Genomic DNA, 18,533 nt, shown 5'->3' with positions numbered 1-18,533 from the left:
AGATTTTACACATAATGACTTTAGAAGATTCAGCGTCCAAAGAAATAAAATGGTGGGTAGTACCTGGGCAGTTCTTACGCCAAGAGCTTTTGCCCGTACTGACTAACTTAAAATTAGCGATCGCACTACTGCTATTGATTGCCATCTTTAGCTCTACCGGTACTGTTATTGAGCAAGGTCAATCACCCGCATTTTACCAAGCCAATTACCCAGAACATCCAGCTTTATTTGGTTTCTTAACTTGGAAAGTAATTCAAGTAATTGGGTTAGACCACGTATATCGAACTTGGTGGTTTCTGGCATTACTCATCTTATTTGGTACTAGCTTAACTGCTTGTTCATTTACCCGTCAGTTACCAGCCTTAAAAGCTGCCCAGCGCTGGAAATATTACGAAGAACCACGACAATTTCAAAAATTAGCTTTAAGTGCAGAACTAGATACTGCTTCTCTAAATTCCCTCAGCGAAATCTTACAAAAACACCGCTATAAAATTTTTCCAAATCAAGAAAAAGCAAATCTTCTTTACGCCCGCAAAGGAATAGTCGGACGCATCGGCCCAATTATTGTTCATATTGGGATCGTTGCTATTTTGCTAGGGGGAATTTGGGGGGCGATGACTGGGTTTTTGGCTCAGGAAATGGTTGCCAGTGGCGATACATTTCAAGTGACAAATATTGTCGATGCTGGGCCTTTAGCCGCAGCGCAAGTCCCGAAAGATTGGTCTGTGCGCGTCAATCGTTTTTGGATTGACTACACACCATCTGGCGGCATCGATCAATTTTATTCGGATATGTCTGTTTTGAATAATCAGGGAGAGGAAGTTGACCATAAGAAGATTTTTGTCAACGAGCCTCTGCGCTATCATGGCATAACTTTCTATCAAACTGATTGGGGAATTGCAGGTGTTCGCGTCCAATTTAACAACAGCCCGATTTTTCAGTTGCCGATGGCGCAATTGAACACCAACGGTAACGGACGCATTTGGGGAACCTGGGTTCCGACTAAACCAGATTTGAGTGAAGGTGTCTCTTTGTTAGCGAAAGACTTGCAAGGGATGGTATTAATTTATGATGCCACTGGCAAACTTGTTGATACAGTCCGCGCGGGGATGTTCACCGAAGTTAATGGCGTGAAGCTGAAAATTCTAGATGTAATTGGTAGCACCGGCTTGCAAATTAAAGCCGATCCAGGCATCCCAATTGTTTACACAGGGTTTGGCTTACTCATGCTGGGTGTGGTGATGAGTTACTTTTCACACTCGCAAATTTGGGCATTGCAAAAAGGCGATCGCTTATATATTGGTGGCAAAACTAATCGCGCCCAAGTTGCTTTTGAACAAGAAGTTTTAGAGATTTTAGATCGGCTGAGTTCACAGCCAAAAGGTGAAGAGAAAGAGGCAGCGATTGAAGTTTAAACACAAAAAGGCGCATTCGCATTAGCGTTCGCGACGTTAGGAGCGTCAGCGTCTCCCAGAGAAGGAAATCGCAGAGGAACGCAGACGCAGAAGATTACTTTGCGTACCTTTGCGTTAACCTCCGCGTCCCTTTGCGTTTCAAAATTATTTACAACTAATTACACCCACACGCCTACAAACATTGAAATTACTAGAGGTATTTATTAAACATTGGAACAAAAAATTTCTATGTCTGCCAAACTTCAATCTCAGGGACGGGTTTGCCTTCTACCTTTAATCGCTATCTTGTTGAGTATTGCTTCTTGCGCTGCCGAGCAAAAAAACATCAAGCGTGTTTCCCTTGTTGGTACTGGGGCAAGTTTTCCCGCACCTTTGTACGAGCGTTGGCTTTCAGATTACAACCAGCAAAATCCCAATATAGAAATTAACTATCAAGCTATCGGAAGCAGTGCTGGAGTGCAACAGCTCATCGACGGTACTGTAGATTTTGCAGCTAGTGATGTGGGAATTACAAGGGAACAAGCAGCCAAGGTAAAACGGGGAGTCATTGCTTTGCCAATAACTGCCGGTTCTATTGTGCTAGCTTATAACCTCACACCATCTATAGGGCAGTCGCCTCAAGTGAATGTGCCACCCACTCTCAGGCTACCACGCCAAGTTTACGTAGATATCTTTCTCGGAAAAATTAAGAATTGGAATCATCCTAGAATAGGTGCAGCTAATCCAGGTGTAAGTTTGCCCGATTTACCAATTCAAGTTGTAAATCGAACTGATGGTAGTGGAACTACAAGCGTATTCACGCAACACCTAAGCGCCATCAGCCCAGAATGGAAAAGCAAAATTGGGGCTGGTAAATCTGTAGCATGGCGAATAGGAATTGGTGGAAAGGGTAACGAAGGTGTTACCGCCCTGATTCAACAGATACCAGGAGCTATTGGTTATGTAGAATACATTTACGCCAAACAAAATAAGCTTCCTGTGGCTGCTTTAGAAAATAAATCTGGTAATTATATTACGCCGACACCAGAATCTGTAGCACAAACTTTAGAGGCAGTAAAATTACCAGGTGATAATTTGATTGCTTTTATCACCGATCCTACAGGTACCCAGTCTTATCCCATCGTCACTTACAGCTGGCTTTTAACTTATCACCAATATCCAAACCGAGTTAAAGCTCAAGCACTGAAAAACTTTGTAAATTGGGCTGTAATTGACGGGCAAAAATCCAGTTTGGAACTTGGATATATTCCTTTATCAAAAAAAGTTGTGCTGCAAGTGCAATCTGCCGTCAAGAAAATTGCTGAATAAATATAGCAGTTCTCCTGTGGATGCAACATAGACTAAATGGTTGAAAAAGAGGCAAGGGAGCAGGGGAGATAGTTCAGATATTGCGTTTAGTTATAAACTTTGTAAAGAATAAGAAATTTTTTAGCAACCCAATAATCATTGCAGTTTTATTATGAAATAGGAAACAGCTAATAACTTTATTCCTAGTTGACTGAAGTTTAGTGCTGTTATTTGGTGGAGGGTGCAATGTCCGGTGATTTGGATTTTGCTCCTTAGAGTGCTTTGGCTAGGAATTGTGCACTTGCTCAATTAACTTCAGATAGCGGTTTTTCCAATATTTATAAGCTTCTAACTTAATGGAAGTAACTGCCAGACCCTGACCAAATAGTACTTTTTTGATTGATATTCCCATTATTATCTGGAGGCTATTGCTATGTTCAATGAACAAGCTTACTTGCTAGCATACCCTGATGTAGCGGCGGCTGTTAATGCTGGCTCTTTTACCTCAGGACTACAACACTATGAACAGTTTGGACAATTTGAGAACGATCGCTTTGGCTTTTTTTTTGGAACCAACGGGAATGACACCGTAACTGGCTTTGGTGAAGGTAACAAACTCATTGCTGGACTTGGTTTTGACGTTTTATCAAATGGAGCAACAGTTGCAGGAGTCGGTCAGATCGATACCCTAATTGGCACCCAAGCACAAGATGTATTCCTCCTTGGCCATCCTACATTGTCTTCATTAACCTCCACGCCTCAACAATTTTACGTTGGTGGCGGTAATACAGATTATGCTCTAATCCAGAACTTTGAGCCAGGCATTGACAAGATTGTGCTAGAAGGAGCAGCACAGAACTACACGACTCAAGTAATAAACGGAAGTTTAAACATCTCTACATTATCGGGAGACTTAGTTGGTATTGTGGAGGGGGTTACTTTTTTAAGACAGGTTCCGGGTGATTTTATTGACATTACACAATTCAACATTCCATTTAATGCTATTGGACAGTTTTCTGTTTTTTTGTAATGCAATGTACGACTTCCTTTGCGACGAGATTGTCAAACTGTAACAGTTTTTGAGTATTACAATGCTCTTCGCTTCCTCCAATACCGAAGCAAAGCCAGCTTAACACAACAAGGTTGGGCGGCATGTGCCTAATCGCAGAATGACTTCCAGGATGGAGTGACACGAACCATCGCATCACGATTATTCGTAACATATCATGAGTAATTCAGCAGTGTTAGCTCCTCATTTATCCTTAGTGCTAATCATCTGTAGTTCACTAGGTGTTGTTGCTTTATGGAGTTAAGTTTACTGAATGTTTATTAGCTGGAAAGATTGGAACTGGTTGTTGGCGTTAGGGAGTTTGTTAATTATTGATGGTGCAATCTCAGCCTCTATCAATTGTGCTCTTGCCCAACCCATAGCTGATGATACCTTAGCTAAAAATTCTATTGTTAAACCTAGTATCATTCCGTTAAACAAAGATGTATCTAGTATCCTGATCGATGGTGGAGTCACTAGAGGAGCTAATCTTTTGCATAGTTTTAAGGAATTTAATATTGGAGAAAAAGAAGGAGTCTATTTCATTAATCCTATCGGCATTAAGAACATTTTGAGTCGAGTTACAGGAGATAAAGGCTCTGAAATTCTAGGAACTCTGGGAGTATTGGGCAATGCTAACCTGTTTTTGATTAATCCCAATGGGATCATCTTTGGGCCAAATGCCAGCCTGAGTCTCAACGGTTCGTTTGTAGGAACAACAGCAAATGCCATCGGGTTGGCTAATGGTGACATTTTCAGTGCAAATCCGCTTAAAAACCTGCCAACCGGACTGTTGAATGTAAATCCTTCTGCATTTTTTTTCAATCAAATTGCTGCCCCAATTCAAAATAACTCAGCTAACCTAAAGGTCAAAAATAATCGTAGTTTGCTGCTAATGGGTGGCAACGTGAGAATAGATGGTGGCTCCTTGAATGCCTTTGGTGGGCGAGTGGAGTTAGGAGGATTAGCACAAGAGGGGACAGTTGATCTCAATATCAGTGATGATAATTTCAGCTTAAATTTTCCGGCTAACATAGTGCCAGCAGATGTGTCGCTCACCAATGGCGCTGAAGTTAATGTCGCGTCTAACGGTGGCGGTAGTATTGCTATCCACGCTCAGAATATAGATATTTTAGACAGAAGTAGCCTGCGTGCTGGCATCAGCCTACTTGCAGGTATCGATGACGCTCAAGCAGGAGATATTATGCTTAGTGCAAAAGGAGCATTAACGGTAAAAAATAGTTTTGTTTACAATGCTGTTTTTGATAGGGGGAATGGCGGTGATTTACTTGTTGACACAGGAAAATTGATTATTCAAGATGGAATAGTAGCGACTGCTACTACTTCTAGTGGTAGTGCTGGGAATCTAGTTGTGAAAGCCTCTAACTCAATAGAACTAACTGGCAGTTCCTCATCAAACGGTACAATTGACATCAATGTTCCGATTAATTCCGCCGATAATTCTTCCAATTTTCCTGTTCCAATTGGCTTGTTTTCCGCTTCCTTGGATGTCAAGAATCTTCTTGCCCAGAATCTTCGTAATGCTCCTCCTTATTTAAAAAATTTTATAATTTCTTCTCTACCTACTGCAAGTGGAAATGCCGGAAACCTGACCATTGAAACTGGGCGGTTAATTGTCTCTAATGGGGCAGTAATATCGGCAGGGAGTACTACCCCAGGGCGAGCCGGAAATTTATTCGTGAACGCAAAAGACTCTATAGAACTTAGTGGCACCTCAGCTAATGATGCTCCCCAAGGACTAGGACTGTTCACCATAGGCGACAGAGTTCCCAGTGGATTGCGTAATGAAACTACAGGTTTGGGGCAAGGAGGCGACTTAACTATTGATACTGAAAGATTAATTGTCCGTGATGGGGCTTGGGTGACAGCAGGTACTGGTGGAGAGAAGCCAGGAGGAAAATTAACTGTGAATGCTTCAAAGTTAGTAGAAATAAAAAGCATCGGCAGAGACAATAATGTTCCTAGCGTCTTAGCTAGTGGAACACAGGGATCTGGAAAATCGGGCGGTATGGCTATTACTACTAAAAAGTTAATAGTCAGTGATGGGGGAATCATATCATCGGGTACTTCTAGCTTGGGAAAAGGCGGAGATTTAACTATCAACGCCTCCGAATCTGTAGAACTCCTCGGCACCTCAAAGCAAGGAGTGTCCGCCGATGTCTTAGAGCAACTAATTGGAATTAGTGGAGGCTTAGTCTCTAACGTCGTAAAGGATCGTCCGTTTCCTAGTGGTATAATTACAGGGACTACAGGTCAAGGAAATGCTGGAAACTTGGTAATTAAGACTGGACAGTTGTTTATCCAAGATGGGGCACAAGCATCAGTTTCAACAACCAGTGTAGAGAAAGGGAATGCGGGTTCCTTGACTGTTAATGCCACTTCTATAAAACTGAGTGGAACTTCACTTGAAGGCTCCAACCTCAACGATGTTGTGGGTCGGAGCCTGTTAACGACTGCTACCAGCAAAGACTCAACAGGAAAAGGCGGCGATATTAATTTATACACCAACTCCTTAGAAATCATCGATGGTGCTGCACTGACAGCTAGTACTTCAGGGCAAGGAGATGCAGGTAAAATAACTGTTAATGCTACTGATAAAGTAATAATTAGTGGTAGTAATTTTAATTATGATGACCTAGTTAATAACTTTACTGATAAGGTAGAAAATATCGGCGTTAGCAGTGGCTTATTTGTCAGTTCTACTGGTTCAGGAACCGCAGGTGACATCGAAATCAACTCACCTAAAATTATTTTAGACAACCAAGGTAAACTCAACGCCGAATCTGCATCCGGTAACGGCGGTAATATCAACATCAATAGCGACTTACTTTTACTCCGTCGCAACAGTCAAATCTCCACCAACGCAGGTACAGACAAATTAGGTGGCAATGGTGGTAACATCATTATCAATAACCTCCCAAATTACCAAGGCTTTATCGTTGCAGTTCCCAACGAAAATAGCGATATCACTGCCAACGCCTTTGAGGGTAGCGGCGGGAAAGTTATTATCAACTCTGCTGGCATCTTTGGGCTACAGCCGCGCAGTCGGCAAGAGCTTGAGCAGCAGTTGCATACAACCGACCCGAACAAGCTAAATCCTAGTCAGTTACTAACAAGTGACATCACTGCCATCTCCCAAAGCCAGCCTTCCTTAAATGGTGAGATAAATCTCAACACACCTGATACTGACCCTAGTCGCGGCTTAATTCAACTACCCTCTAACCTCGTCGATGCATCTCAACAAATCGCTCAAGGCTGCACTCCCAGAGGACGACAAACCGCCAGTCGTTTTATTGCCACAGGACGCGGTGGATTACCCCTTAGCCCCAACGAGCCTCTGCGGGGACGAGCAGTAATTACTGGTTGGGTAGATTTGCCCCCACAAGCAACACAGAGAGTCACGGATAAATTATCTACATCTGTTACTAAATCTACTAATCAGATTGTGGAGGCTCAAGGATGGATTGTTGATGGTAAAGGTGATGTTATTCTTGTGGCTCAATATCCCCAAAGTTCTTCTATTCCCTCTCCTATGTCCTGTAGTCGATGATTCATTATCCCAAGAGTAGGGGGAACAATTCCTATGAAACCTAAGAGTCATAAAAGTAACAAGTGGCCAAGAATGTGTAAAGGATGCTTTGAACCCACATTCCGCACCCCAACTGTCACAGAACATCAACAAAATGTAAATAAAATAGTACAAGAAAACTAATAAGAACGAATATTTAAATTGAAGCTAAGGGAGAAAAAGGAGATTACAGTACAAAACGTGTAAAATTTAACTCTAATCGCTTTAGTTAACTTGACGTTACATACTTGTAAATTTTGCCGCCCACTTACTTATATATATCCTGTCCGGTTAATCAACCTTCCTTCAAAAATATTTCTAGTCAGGATTTCAGTCCTGATTTTGTATCACGTAGCGTCTTGTAAAAAGGACTAAAGTCCTCTCTAAAAGCCAAAGGTTTCATTATGGGTACTTGTGATGACGCACTTCAATCACAGTATGTACATTGCCGCGAGGCGTAAAATCTGCTTTCACAATGACTTCCAACGGATCGCAAGCAGCTACAAAATCATCTAAAATTTGATTGGCAGATTCTTCGTGGGAAATGTAGCGATCGCGGTAACTATTAATATAAAGTTTGAGTGCCTTTAATTCCACTACCCGTTCATCAGGCACATAGCTAACATAAATTGTCGCAAAGTCAGGATAGCCGGAAAATGGACATTTACAAGTAAATTCCGGCAAAGTAATGTTAATGTCATATCGCCTACCCACACGCGGATTGGGAAAGGTAATTAGTTTACCTTCGGCAATGTCGCGTTCGCCATACTTCATTTCTTGGTTTGTCATTTGTCATTTGTCATTTGTCATTTGTCATTAGTTATTCTACTTATCTTTACGTCCTTTTAGTAATTTTGTAGCTTGTTAACTCCTAACTCCAAACTCCTAACTCCTAACTCCCCCTCAATACTCTTCCTTCTCCCAGTCTGGACAATTCTCATCTTCGCACCCGTGGGGATGCATAGCACAAACTAATAAATTACCACCATAAACTTGACCGTGGTAATTACTACAACCAATACAGGCAGGATTTTTTTCAGATGTAGGTTCAACTGAATAAGGAAAACCCGGATCTACATCTGCTACCATGTCTTCCAGTTCCCAGTAAGCTTCTAACATCGGTTCAGCCAAATCCTGTAGATACTGATCGACTTCAGTAACAATATTATTATGTACTTGCTCGCTGACTTCTTCCGTTAGCTCAAAAAATGCGTCTACCACTTCACTCATTCCCAGGAAGAAGCGCTCTACTTCATCAGCTACTGTTTCGACGATTTCTACTAAATCTTTTTGCCACTGTTCCATAAACTTGACACCTTTGCAGGCTATAAACAGGACGCTTTGTGCTATCTGGCTTGACGCACTAAAATACACACTAGGCAATGTATCTTATCAAGTTTTTATCCAAAGTGTCATGTCAAAATGCCACTTATTAGTTATATTTATTGCGCTCAAAGAATGAATGCTTTTTATCGATCGCGTTGCAATCGTTTTAACTCATCTTGCAGTTTTAGCACTTCATCGCGCAATTTATCTACATTCTCATCATTTGACGCCTCTTTGACCGTTGGCTCTTCATCTTCCTCTAAAATTTCAATGCGGCGAGGTTGAGAAGGGGGCGTTTCTGGTGAGGTTTCAACAGATGGTTGGGCTTGTTGGGCTTGCTTCATCATGTCCTCAACGAAGCGGCGGGCTTCTTCTGTGTTCATTTCGCCCTTTGCCACCATTTCATCTGCCAGTTTTTGGACTTGCGATCGCACTTCGGCTAATTTTCCCCCTGCTTTCTCACCCGCGTAAGAAGCTAATCCAACACCGAGGTAAAAAGCTTTTTGAACAATATCTCCAAAACCAGGCATGGTTGCTGACCGCTCCTAAAAATAGGGCGACCCGGAGACTACGCCTACCACAAGCCTCCCGTGTTGCTGCTACCTTCCGGTTCTGACAAGATTTGGGTGTTGCGATCGCATAGATCCAGGTCTTCAATAAGCATAACATTAAAATTCAGTAAGTGTGTGTTATTCCATAACAATTCGCCATTCATAAAGCTGATAGTTGACGCAGCCGTGTTTCACCAAAGGGTCGTCAGCCACAATCGCTTCTGCTTCCTCCTTTGAGGCTGCTTCAAACAGCAACATTCCGCCTCTTTGCTCTACCCAATAGCCTGTTCGCGCTTTGTGTCCTTTAGTAATTAATTCCCGAATGTAGGCTTTGTGAGCAGGTACATATTGGTCAAAGGTAGGTTTATCGACTTTCCCTTCTTCAATTTTTACAAACCACGGCATTGGTTTCTTAACTCCAGTTACAACAAACAGTCTGCTTTAGTTATGACTGTTTTTGAGTAGCAAATTAGCAATATACATGAACTACAGCGTTCTACTGAAGATTTTACTAAAACAGCAGAAGCAACGCATCTGTGAATGTTAGACTTCTAGGTGCGATCGTAGATCATCCAGTGGAGATGCCGAGTTAGTGGAAATCAATGGTTTTGTTGGTTTCGGGTTCTCAGAAACAAATTCAAAGAGAATTCTGATTTTACCTTTCTGCCAGCCGCCACCCTGAGCCAGTAAAAGCTTACAGTTCGCACCATCTTCAAACCAATCTGAAGCCTTATCCGCTTGTAAGTTGCTGTTCCTATGCACTAAATACTTCAGACGTTGCATCAATTCTTCACCTGTTGATGTTGAAGCCCCAGTCAAGTTAGCATCCTGAGCCATAGAAACAACATCCTCATCAGACAGAATAATTTGATCGCTCATTTAATTTTCTCTTTCAGTAAACAACATGACGGATCAAGCGCCAACTCGATCCATCTTTCCTAAGTTTTCCCATTAACCACCAATTACTAAGCAATAAAAATAATTGATATAGATATATGAGCCGCTTTTTTGTTGCCCTCCTACCACCGCAAGATATTCAAGACTACGCCAACGAGATTAAGCAATACTTTGCCTCACGCTATGCTAGTAGCGGGGCGCTAAAGTCTCCGCCTCATATTACCCTGCAACCGCCCTTTGAATCGACAGATGCTAACTTGCCACTATTAGAAGCATCCTTGAAAGAGTTTGCCAGTGGACAACAGCCAGTAGCAATTACACTTAAAGGGTTTGATGCTTTTGTACCTCGTGTTATATACATTAATGTCATCAAAAGTCAAGAGCTTTTAACTTTGCAAGCTGATTTAATCGCTTATACAGAAAGCAACTTGGGAATTGTTGATAAGGTTTCTAAAACCCGCCCTTTTTCCCCCCATTTAACGGTTGCATTTCGGGATTTAACAAAGCAGAATTTCAAAGCTGCTTGGCCAGAATTTGAAAATCGTCAGTTGCATTTTGAGTTTACTGCTGACAAATTAACCTTGCTGCTTCACGACGGGAAGCGCTGGAATATTAAACGAGAGTTTGCTTTTTTATCTGGTAGTAATTGAGTTTGTTAGGATTCTAATTTATCGTATAGGTAATTCAATCACAAACTCGGTACCCTCACCTGGTGTTGAATGACAATTTAGCTTACCGTGGTGATTGTTAACTACAATTTGGTAAGCAATAGATAAACCTAGTCCTGTTCCTTTACCGATAACTTTTGTAGTATAAAAAGCCTCAAATATCTTTGTCCGATTTGCTTCACTGATTCCTGAGCCATTGTCTGCAATTCTAAGAATAACTCGCTCTCCAATTGCTTCAGTTTTAATCCAAATCATCCCAATATGTCGAAAACTTTCATCAAAATATTGAGTTTTATGGATTTCTTCAATTGCATCGATACTATTAGCAATCAAATTCATAAAAACCTGATTTAGTTCGCCTAGATAGCACTCAACAAGTGGTAATTCTCCATATTCTTTGATTAATTTAATTGCTGGACGATGACCATTTGCTTTAAGTCGATGTCCAAGAATGAGTAGTGTAGTTTCTAAACCTTCATGCAGGTTAGCTAGTTTTTTACCTGCTTCTCCGTGTCGAGAGAATTTATTCAAGGATGACACAATTTCTGTAACGCGATCTGTACCTATTTGCATAGATTGAATAATTTTGGATAAATCATTTAACAAATAATTGATATCTTTTGTTTTAATAGCATTTTGAATTTCATCCGGGGGATCGGGTATATACTTTTGATATAGTTCGAGCAAATTAACAACCTCTTGGAAATACTCTTCAATAAAATGCAAGTTTCCAGCAATAAAATTGATGGGATTATTTACTTCATGGGCAATTCCTGCTGTCATTTGACCCAAAGTTGCGACCTTTTCTGCTTGAATCAGTTGGGTTTGAATCTGTTGTAATTCGGCGTTTTTGTCAATCAAGGTTTTCGTCAAATTTCTCAGTTTCAGTTGGTGCTCTATTCGCACCAATACTTCTTCATACTGAAAAGGTTTAGTAATATAATCTACGGCTCCTAATTGCAATCCTTTAACCTTGTCAGCAGTATCTGAAAGAGCAGTCATAAAAATGATCGGAATATCCCGAATACGGGGATTGCTTTCACTTTTGAGGTATTTACAAGTTTCAAACCCATCGATACCCGGCATCATGATATCAAGCAGGATTAAATCAGGTAAATTATCATTGTCTAATCTCTGAATGGCTTTTTCACCACTGCGAGCTGCCCAAACTTCAAAGCTAGACTGATCCAAAAAGCTCGATAAAACTTGTAAGTTGGCAGGGTTATCGTCCACGACTAAAATAATTCCTCTACTAGGATTGCTATTTAGGAAATTTTTTTGGTCGCCTATAGTTACTGTCATAATATTTCTATCCTATATTGATTCACGTTGCTTCTTTGCAAAACGTTAAAGGAGAAAACTCTCAATTCAAAATTCACGGCATAAAATCACCATAAATTTAGGAAAATTAATCCTTTGAATTTTCGCTCAAAAAATTAAGGATTAAATCTTCATCAAACTGCCTCGCTAGCTGCCGCAATTGGTTAGCAAAGAGAGTGAATTTTGCGTCTGTTTCCTCTAGTTTATCTGCCCATTTTAAAATGTCATTGAAGTTACCTTTACTGGCTAAATTCATCAATTCTTGCAATACATCGGGTGAAGGAGGAGTCAATTTATCTGGTGTATCAAGTGTTGTAGGCGAAGAATTGATTTTTTGTTCCTCAGATTGCTGGTAAATCCATGTCAAACCTAAATTGCACTCTAATTGATGCAGTAATTCATCTGCCTGTACAGGTTTGCTCAAAAAGGTGTCACCTCCTGCTTGCAGACTGCGATGTTGGTCGGCTTCAAAGACACTAGCAGAAGAGACGATAATCTTGACATCGTGGATATCTGGGGTATGACGCAGGTGTTTAATCAATTCAAACCCATCCATTTCTGGCATTAGCAAATCTGTAATTACCAGGTCTGGTTTCAGGGCGATCGCTTTTTCTAAACCTTCTTTACCGTTGCTGGCTTCAACCACCTTGAAACCCAATGGTTGCAGTAAATTTGTAATTACTGTGCGATTCTCCCAGCGATCGTCCACCATTAAGATCGTGCGGGGTCTACCTGCAAAGCCAATGATTTGCCCCTTGGATACAGCCATCGCAGACTGTACCCATTCGTTGGCTTGGGCGATCGCAATTTCAAACCAGAAAGTACTACCCTGACCGATCTCACTTTTAACCTGGATATCGCTACCCATCATCTGCACCAACTGCCGAGTAATAGCTAAACCCAGCCCCGTCCCTTCTATCTGATACTTTTTTGCACCTACTTGTTCAAATGGCAAAAAAATGCTGCCCAATTGAGTTGGAGTTATGCCAATTCCTGTATCTTTTACACTAAAGTGAATCCGATATTTCTCTGTCTGTTCATCAGCAGTCAGTCGATCGATTACCTCAACCTCGAAGCTAACTTTACCCTCATCGGTAAATTTAATGGCATTTCCCAGCAGATTCAAAAGAACCTGACGTAACCTTTTGACATCAACATGAACCCCTGTGGGTAAGTTGCTTGTGGGTTCATAGACAAACAAAATGCCTTTTTGTTCTGCCCGAATCTGGCAAATTTCGACAATACCCTGTAAAAAAGACGGAAAATGCACATCTTGAGGATTCAGTTCTAGTTTTCGCGCTTCAATTTTGGAAAGATCCAAAATGTCATTAATTAAAGTCAGTAGATGAGAGCCACACTGTTCAATAATGTTTACATGATATTGCTCTGACTCTGGCAAAGCTTTGGAACGCAGCAAAATTTGAGCGCAACCCAAAATACCATTCAAGGGCGTTCGCAGTTCATGGCTCATGTTGGCTAAAAATTCGCTCTTAGCCCGGTTTGCGGTATCAGCCGCTGCTTTAGATTTTTTCAGTTGAGCTTGTTCAAAAGCTTGTACCTGCCACAAGACAGTGACGATAATCGCTGTCAATCCGCCCACAATTAGGGCGATCAGATCGAGGAATTGTAGCCGAGATTCAATGTTTTGGCGCGGAATTACCAAAGCCACAGACCAATTAGCTTCTTGTAACGGTACATAAGCAACATACTTTTTAGTGCCGTCAATTTCCATCAATTGAATTCCCTGTTGTTTTTTTACCATCTGCTGCGCGATCGCATTTAAATTCCGATCTGGAATTTTCAGCAGGCTGGGTGCAGGTTTTTCTAACGTTGACATTAAGGTTGAGTTGGGATAGACGATCGCTTCTCCTTGGGAATTGAGGGCGAATGCATAGCTGTTCTTGCCGTAGCGCAACGAGTTAACCACCTTTGCAATGCGATCGACTTTAACATTGCCGTGGAAAACCCCAATCGGTGAACGATTGGTAGGAGAATCAGACCAGATTGGAGTGGCGATCGCAATTAAAGGAATACCTGTGGAACGGCTGATAAAGGGATCGGAAATGTTGCTTTTTCCCGCTAATGCTTTTTGAAAGTAGTTTCGATCCTTAATATTCTTATTTGACCGACCAATCTTAGTATTAAAATACGAACCATCCGGGGTAACTATTTGGAAAAAGAAAAATTCATCGATCCGCTCAACTTCTGACTTTAAATAAGGTTCTGCTATAGACCAGTTTAAGGAGCGTACAGTTGAAGTATGAGCAAGGGTTTGTACCTCGACTTTGCGAATATGTAACCACTCCTCAATTTCATCAACTCCTCTCTGTACCTCTAAAAAAGCTTTTCCTCTCAAGTCTTGTAGCGTTATTTTCCGAGCAGCTTGATAGCTAAAATAAGCAGAAATACTCACAAGAAGAGTAGTGCCGCCAAGAATAAATCGGATCAGTAAATTGCGTGAAGAATACATTTTAATGTCAGATGGGCTGGAATTGCCTTTGATCGCAGGGTTCACCCTCTAAATAATGGGTTTGATAAGCAAAAAAAAGGGCTATATTTAGATTGCCCAAAAAATTATTAATAATCGCAGCTATGATTGTTACCCATCGCTGCGATTGTCAATACCCTAAACTTTGCTAACCATTCTTTAAAGACCTGTATTGCGAAGTACGTATAGGCTTACCATCGGGTAATACCAATTCTGTATGAAGATGCGCTAAACCATCTTTAAGTAGAAGAAAGAAGAAAGAAAAACGAACCGCAAACGACGTAAATAATACAAAGAAATAAAGAAAGTAAAGAAATAAGTTCAAAGGGTTTGGCGCAGCCTTAAAAAAAATGGTATAATTTCAAAAAATATATTTTATAGAAAATATAATAATCAAATTTATCGTTATATTATTTTGATAAACTAGATAATATTACTGATATTTAAATTTTATAAAATGGTCAATTTTTATCTAGTAAAATAGGTATTTAAAATTAAAAGTTTTGGATGATTGGGTAATCTCAACTAAATGTAGGTGAAAGCCAGTAGTCGCAATCTAGGTGACAGTGGTAGCGATTAAATAACTGCCAACTCTATGCAAAATTAATGTGAAAGAGGTTATCAAATCTCATTAACAAGCTACAGTATATACCTATAGCATAAGAACAAATTAGGTAATATTTGCCTTTTGACTAATGACTCAAGTAGATATTCTGATCCTTTCAAATGGCCCAGGTGAAGTAACAACCTGGGTGCGTCCAGTAGTAAAGGCGTTGCGGCAAGAACTAGGGGATGACCGTTCTGTAGTGAGAATTTCTGTGGTATTATCGCCTTGCTCAAATGCCAGTGGTAAAGAAGCAGCGATCGCTCTTTCTTACCCCGAAGTAGATAGAGTTCAGGGAGCAGAACATTTTTGGCAATTTTTGCTTTGGGGTAAAACATTTGAAAATTGGGATTGGAGAAGTCGCGGTGTTATCGTTTTTTTGGGCGGCGATCAAATTTTTCCAGTGATTATAGGCAAAAAGCTCGGATACCGCACAGTTGTTTACGCTGAATGGGAAGCCAGATGGCATAACTGGATCGATCGCTTTGGCGTGATGAAACCCGAAGTAGCAGCCAAAGTCCTAGCAAAATATGCTCACAAATTCACTGTTGTCGGTGATTTGATGCTAGAAGCTAGTAGTCATTCGTCATTAGTCATTGGTCATTTGTCCTTAGCAAACGACAAAGGACAAATGACTAATGACACAGACGCGTCAACAGTTTCCCAGAAGGTAGAACAAGAGACTGAATTGATTGGGTTACTCCCTGGTTCAAAAGCAGCAAAATTAGCCCAAGGAGTACCATTATGTTTAGCTATTGCCGAATACATTCATGCAAAAAGACCGCAAATCAGATTTGTGATTCCTGTAGCCCCAACTTTGGATTTACCAACTTTAGCTAGTTTTGCCAATCCCCAAAAGAACTCTATTGCTGAAATCTTTGGCTTTGGCGGTGCTTCCTTAATTATCCCAGAGGATGCTCAAGGCAAGGCATTGCTCAAAACTGCAACGGGCTTAACTGTGGAACTGTGGCAAGAAAATCCTGCATATCACCTATTATCCCAGTGCTGTATCTGCTTGACTACGGTGGGTGCAAACACTGCTGAACTTGGTGCTTTAGGAGTGCCAATGATTGTTTTACTGCCAACGCAGCAACTTGATGCCATGCGTTCTTGGGATGGTTTACCTGGATTGTTGGCAAATCTGCCAGTAGTCGGTACGCTATGCGCTAAGGTGATTAATTGGTCATTTCTGAGATTTGTGAGACGCAAAGGTTTATTAGCATGGCCAAATATCTGGGCACAAGAAGAGATAGTCCCAGAAATTATGGGTAAAGTTCAACCACAAGATATTGGAGAAATGGTTTTAGACTTTTTGGCGAATCCAGAAAAATTGGATAATATGCGCGCTAAACTCCGAAATATTCGCGGTGAAAGCGGTGCAGCGCAGAAGATAGCACAGATTGTTGGTGAGGAGATTGGGAAGTAGGAACAGTTCGGCAGAATTGAAGTTGAATTTTTAATAGTGGGACTTAAACAAAAATTAAGTCCAAATGTAGCCCAAACTGGCTTTATAAGTAACAAACACATCACGATAAATGGTCAACCAATCGAAAAATTGAAAAGGTATAACCGCAATTAATCTGAAGATTCACCATTGCGGCGTCCCAGTTCAAAAATGCCACAACTAATACACGCAAGTATACCTAAGCTGATTCCCCAACTAGGCCCTAAACTGAGTTCTACACCCCAGTTAAATAAAGCGCCAACTACCAAAAAAGGCACAATGCTAAACAGTGAGGCGTAGAAAGCGTTTTGGGATTCTCTGGCTTTACGAGTCTTTTCAAATTCTGACTCGCTGGTATAAAGCGATCGTTCGGCAAAGTTAAACCAGCGATTGAGTTGATCGATTACCCATTCATTGACTTTGGAAAAACCTAGATATAGCGCCAATGACCACAAACTCGCTCCAGCGATCGCGATCGTGTCTAATTCAAAACGGAAAGGTAAAATTTCAGTCAGCATTGCTTAGGTGAGTCCTGCAAAGGGTTAACTTTAGCTGTCAGTAGATGCTAAATAAACCTCTTGTGCAATTTTAAGCATAAAAGCTAACAAGATTTCAACTACTTAACAAATTCCCGCTTTTTAGCTAGAAGCAAACCTAATTTACGGATTGCTGGGTAAATTATCGGGGTCAATACCAAGAGAACGTAAATGCTGTGCAAACTTTTCTGCTTTTTCTTCTGCCGTTAAATACCGATTTCCTTGTTCGTCATACCAAGATAGAAATTCCTGACCAATTCCACCAATAACACCTTGATGTCGTCCAATTCCTAAACCAACCTCTGGCATCCAATGAGGTTCGCCAATTTGTAATTGATAATTTTTATCTACCAATTTGTAAATTTCAAATGGTTGGTGTCGATCGCGTTGCCAATATTCGGGGTTGTAAATAATGTAGTAAAGTACGCCAAGTTTCCGATAAATTTCTAACTTTTCGTCGTATTCACTTGCTGGGGAATGGGATACCATCTCCAATGTTAGTATCGGTACTACCTCATTTTCTTCCCAGACAGCGTAACTTCTACGCGATTTACCACCTTTTTTGCGATCGACTCCCAAACTCAGAAACCCATCTGGTACTATGGGGACTCTCGCATTAGCCCCTGTCGTGTGGTAGATTGCCATGTCTACGCCGAAAAACCAATCGGTGCGCGTTGCCCAAATCGAGGTTAATAGGAACAGTAGAATGTTGGGCAGAAAATTTTGATCCTCATTATCCACAGGTATATCGTCCGAGCAGGCTAGTTCGTCAGTGCTTGGAAGCCCAACGACTTTAAGGTTTTCTGACAGCATGACTATTACCGCGGTGGCTTCGGTTTCTTTGATCATAGGTAAATTCAACTTGCCAAGGGTGCAGAACACATTCTAATGACGTTGTACCTTCAATTTATTTATCAAGCTTAGGCTGAGGAAAGGCATCATTTAATCTAGAATTGGCTAACCATTTTTCATTTCTTGTAACAGCGTTAAATATTAAGTCATCATGCTGTCTTAGGTTAAAGGCAAGCCATACGAGCAAAGCATGAATCGCATCTTCTGGGCTGTCATGTAAAAAACCTGTTTCATTTTCGCCAGTCATGCCGTTTAAGTAATACCATTCCCAGTACCCATCTTCATTTTGTTCAATCTTTAAAAACGCTTCTCGATCATTATTAATCGCGTCTATTAATTCTTGGATTCCACGTGCCATAGTGTATTCCTTGTATATTTTTGGAACTTATCTGATAAAAGATGCACAAGTGAAGTAATTTTGCATACCCCATGCATATACTAAAACTCCTCAGAAATCTGACTTTTCCCGTTAAGTCTTGAAAAGCTTGCTCACAAAGGATTTAGGAAA

16 protein-coding genes and 1 other RNA gene are annotated in these 18,533 nt (G+C 40.9%); 6 read left to right on the top strand and 11 right to left on the bottom strand.

What is annotated here, in order from left to right; genetic code table 11:
• Positions 1-14 precede the first annotated feature (14 nt).
• The 4 genes from RMX89_RS27975 to RMX89_RS27960 all read left to right on the top strand — a co-directional run bounded on the left by RMX89_RS27975 (position 15) and on the right by RMX89_RS27960 (position 7,321).
• Positions 15-1,415 carry a cytochrome c biogenesis protein gene (locus tag RMX89_RS27975; protein ID WP_322691220.1) on the top strand — a complete coding sequence of 467 codons (1,401 nt, stop codon included), beginning with the start codon at positions 15-17 and terminating at the stop codon, positions 1,413-1,415.
• Between the two features lie 228 nt (positions 1,416-1,643).
• Positions 1,644-2,723, top strand: a complete 1,080-nt coding sequence (pstS, locus tag RMX89_RS27970) for a phosphate ABC transporter substrate-binding protein PstS (protein WP_322674276.1) — start codon at positions 1,644-1,646, stop codon at positions 2,721-2,723.
• Positions 2,724-3,135: 412 nt separating this feature from the next.
• Positions 3,136-3,732 carry a hypothetical protein gene (locus RMX89_RS27965; protein WP_322674277.1) on the top strand — a complete coding sequence of 199 codons (597 nt, stop codon included), beginning with the start codon at positions 3,136-3,138 and terminating at the stop codon, positions 3,730-3,732.
• A 292-nt stretch (positions 3,733-4,024) separates the two neighbouring features.
• Entirely contained in the window at positions 4,025-7,321 is a 3,297-nt protein-coding gene (locus RMX89_RS27960) for a filamentous hemagglutinin N-terminal domain-containing protein (RefSeq protein ID WP_322691219.1), read from the top strand.
• A gap of 420 nt (positions 7,322-7,741) precedes the next feature.
• Here the strand turns inward: RMX89_RS27960 and queF are convergent, their stop codons facing one another.
• From queF to RMX89_RS27930, 6 genes are all read right to left on the bottom strand, one after another.
• A complete protein-coding gene (gene queF / locus RMX89_RS27955) occupies positions 7,742-8,128 on the bottom strand; it encodes a preQ(1) synthase (RefSeq protein ID WP_322674279.1) in 387 nt (128 codons plus the stop codon).
• Positions 8,129-8,242: 114 nt separating this feature from the next.
• Positions 8,243-8,644, bottom strand: coding sequence for a hypothetical protein (locus RMX89_RS27950; RefSeq protein ID WP_322691218.1), 402 nt, complete (start codon positions 8,642-8,644; stop codon positions 8,243-8,245).
• A 164-nt stretch (positions 8,645-8,808) separates the two neighbouring features.
• Positions 8,809-9,195 carry a phasin family protein gene (locus tag RMX89_RS27945; protein WP_289795595.1) on the bottom strand — a complete coding sequence of 129 codons (387 nt, stop codon included), beginning with the start codon at positions 9,193-9,195 and terminating at the stop codon, positions 8,809-8,811.
• Positions 9,196-9,220: 25 nt separating this feature from the next.
• Positions 9,221-9,317: signal recognition particle sRNA small type (ffs, locus tag RMX89_RS27940), an RNA gene on the bottom strand.
• A 37-nt stretch (positions 9,318-9,354) separates the two neighbouring features.
• Positions 9,355-9,621, bottom strand: a complete 267-nt coding sequence (locus RMX89_RS27935) for a YciI family protein (RefSeq protein ID WP_289795594.1) — start codon at positions 9,619-9,621, stop codon at positions 9,355-9,357.
• Positions 9,622-9,759: 138 nt separating this feature from the next.
• A complete protein-coding gene (locus tag RMX89_RS27930) occupies positions 9,760-10,095 on the bottom strand; it encodes a KGK domain-containing protein (protein ID WP_322691217.1) in 336 nt (111 codons plus the stop codon).
• Positions 10,096-10,211: 116 nt separating this feature from the next.
• Between RMX89_RS27930 and RMX89_RS27925 the strand changes: the two genes are divergently transcribed.
• Positions 10,212-10,763 (top strand): 2'-5' RNA ligase family protein, encoded by a 552-nt coding sequence (locus tag RMX89_RS27925; RefSeq protein WP_322691216.1) that lies wholly within the window; start codon positions 10,212-10,214, stop codon positions 10,761-10,763.
• 18 nt (positions 10,764-10,781) lie between these two features.
• Here RMX89_RS27925 and RMX89_RS27920 read toward each other — a convergent pair whose 3' ends face one another.
• Positions 10,782-12,083 carry a response regulator gene (locus RMX89_RS27920; RefSeq protein WP_322691215.1) on the bottom strand — a complete coding sequence of 434 codons (1,302 nt, stop codon included), beginning with the start codon at positions 12,081-12,083 and terminating at the stop codon, positions 10,782-10,784.
• A gap of 106 nt (positions 12,084-12,189) precedes the next feature.
• Positions 12,190-14,571, bottom strand: coding sequence for a hybrid sensor histidine kinase/response regulator (locus RMX89_RS27915; RefSeq protein ID WP_322691214.1), 2,382 nt, complete (start codon positions 14,569-14,571; stop codon positions 12,190-12,192).
• A gap of 713 nt (positions 14,572-15,284) precedes the next feature.
• Here RMX89_RS27915 and RMX89_RS27910 point away from each other — a divergent pair.
• The gene (locus RMX89_RS27910; RefSeq protein ID WP_322691213.1) at positions 15,285-16,619 is read left to right on the top strand and encodes a lipid-A-disaccharide synthase; all 1,335 of its coding nucleotides are present in this window, start codon (positions 15,285-15,287) and stop codon (positions 16,617-16,619) included.
• A gap of 149 nt (positions 16,620-16,768) precedes the next feature.
• Here the strand turns inward: RMX89_RS27910 and RMX89_RS27905 are convergent, their stop codons facing one another.
• The 3 genes from RMX89_RS27905 to RMX89_RS27895 all read right to left on the bottom strand — a co-directional run bounded on the left by RMX89_RS27905 (position 16,769) and on the right by RMX89_RS27895 (position 18,383).
• Complete coding sequence (locus RMX89_RS27905; protein WP_322691212.1) at positions 16,769-17,155, bottom strand: hypothetical protein; 387 nt, start codon at positions 17,153-17,155, stop codon at positions 16,769-16,771.
• Between the two features lie 141 nt (positions 17,156-17,296).
• Positions 17,297-17,986: a Uma2 family endonuclease gene (locus RMX89_RS27900; protein ID WP_322691232.1), complete on the bottom strand. Its 690-nt coding sequence runs from the start codon at positions 17,984-17,986 to the stop codon at positions 17,297-17,299.
• 94 nt (positions 17,987-18,080) lie between these two features.
• Positions 18,081-18,383 (bottom strand): hypothetical protein, encoded by a 303-nt coding sequence (locus tag RMX89_RS27895; RefSeq protein WP_322691211.1) that lies wholly within the window; start codon positions 18,381-18,383, stop codon positions 18,081-18,083.
• Positions 18,384-18,533: the final 150 nt, after the last annotated feature.

The sequence above is a fragment of the Nostoc sp. DedSLP04 genome (assembly GCF_034530775.1).
Taxonomy (GTDB): domain Bacteria; phylum Cyanobacteriota; class Cyanobacteriia; order Cyanobacteriales; family Nostocaceae; genus Nostoc.
This window is presented reverse-complemented; position numbering and strand designations above follow the sequence as displayed.

What these genes read in the sequence shown, in the direction of transcription:
- RMX89_RS27975 (WP_322691220.1), top strand. Translation starts at nt 15, where the DNA reads ATGACTTTAGAAGATTCAGCGTCCAAAGAAATAAAATGGTGGGTAGTA.
- pstS (WP_322674276.1), top strand. Translation starts at nt 1,644, where the DNA reads ATGTCTGCCAAACTTCAATCTCAGGGACGGGTTTGCCTTCTACCTTTA.
- RMX89_RS27965 (WP_322674277.1), top strand. Translation starts at nt 3,136, where the DNA reads ATGTTCAATGAACAAGCTTACTTGCTAGCATACCCTGATGTAGCGGCG.
- RMX89_RS27960 (WP_322691219.1), top strand. Translation starts at nt 4,025, where the DNA reads ATGTTTATTAGCTGGAAAGATTGGAACTGGTTGTTGGCGTTAGGGAGT.
- queF (WP_322674279.1), bottom strand. Translation starts at nt 8,128, where the DNA reads ATGACAAACCAAGAAATGAAGTATGGCGAACGCGACATTGCCGAAGGT.
- RMX89_RS27950 (WP_322691218.1), bottom strand. Translation starts at nt 8,644, where the DNA reads ATGGAACAGTGGCAAAAAGATTTAGTAGAAATCGTCGAAACAGTAGCT.
- RMX89_RS27945 (WP_289795595.1), bottom strand. Translation starts at nt 9,195, where the DNA reads ATGCCTGGTTTTGGAGATATTGTTCAAAAAGCTTTTTACCTCGGTGTT.
- RMX89_RS27935 (WP_289795594.1), bottom strand. Translation starts at nt 9,621, where the DNA reads ATGCCGTGGTTTGTAAAAATTGAAGAAGGGAAAGTCGATAAACCTACC.
- RMX89_RS27930 (WP_322691217.1), bottom strand. Translation starts at nt 10,095, where the DNA reads ATGAGCGATCAAATTATTCTGTCTGATGAGGATGTTGTTTCTATGGCT.
- RMX89_RS27925 (WP_322691216.1), top strand. Translation starts at nt 10,212, where the DNA reads ATGAGCCGCTTTTTTGTTGCCCTCCTACCACCGCAAGATATTCAAGAC.
- RMX89_RS27920 (WP_322691215.1), bottom strand. Translation starts at nt 12,083, where the DNA reads ATGACAGTAACTATAGGCGACCAAAAAAATTTCCTAAATAGCAATCCT.
- RMX89_RS27915 (WP_322691214.1), bottom strand. Translation starts at nt 14,571, where the DNA reads ATGTATTCTTCACGCAATTTACTGATCCGATTTATTCTTGGCGGCACT.
- RMX89_RS27910 (WP_322691213.1), top strand. Translation starts at nt 15,285, where the DNA reads ATGACTCAAGTAGATATTCTGATCCTTTCAAATGGCCCAGGTGAAGTA.
- RMX89_RS27905 (WP_322691212.1), bottom strand. Translation starts at nt 17,155, where the DNA reads ATGCTGACTGAAATTTTACCTTTCCGTTTTGAATTAGACACGATCGCG.
- RMX89_RS27900 (WP_322691232.1), bottom strand. Translation starts at nt 17,986, where the DNA reads ATGCTGTCAGAAAACCTTAAAGTCGTTGGGCTTCCAAGCACTGACGAA.
- RMX89_RS27895 (WP_322691211.1), bottom strand. Translation starts at nt 18,383, where the DNA reads ATGGCACGTGGAATCCAAGAATTAATAGACGCGATTAATAATGATCGA.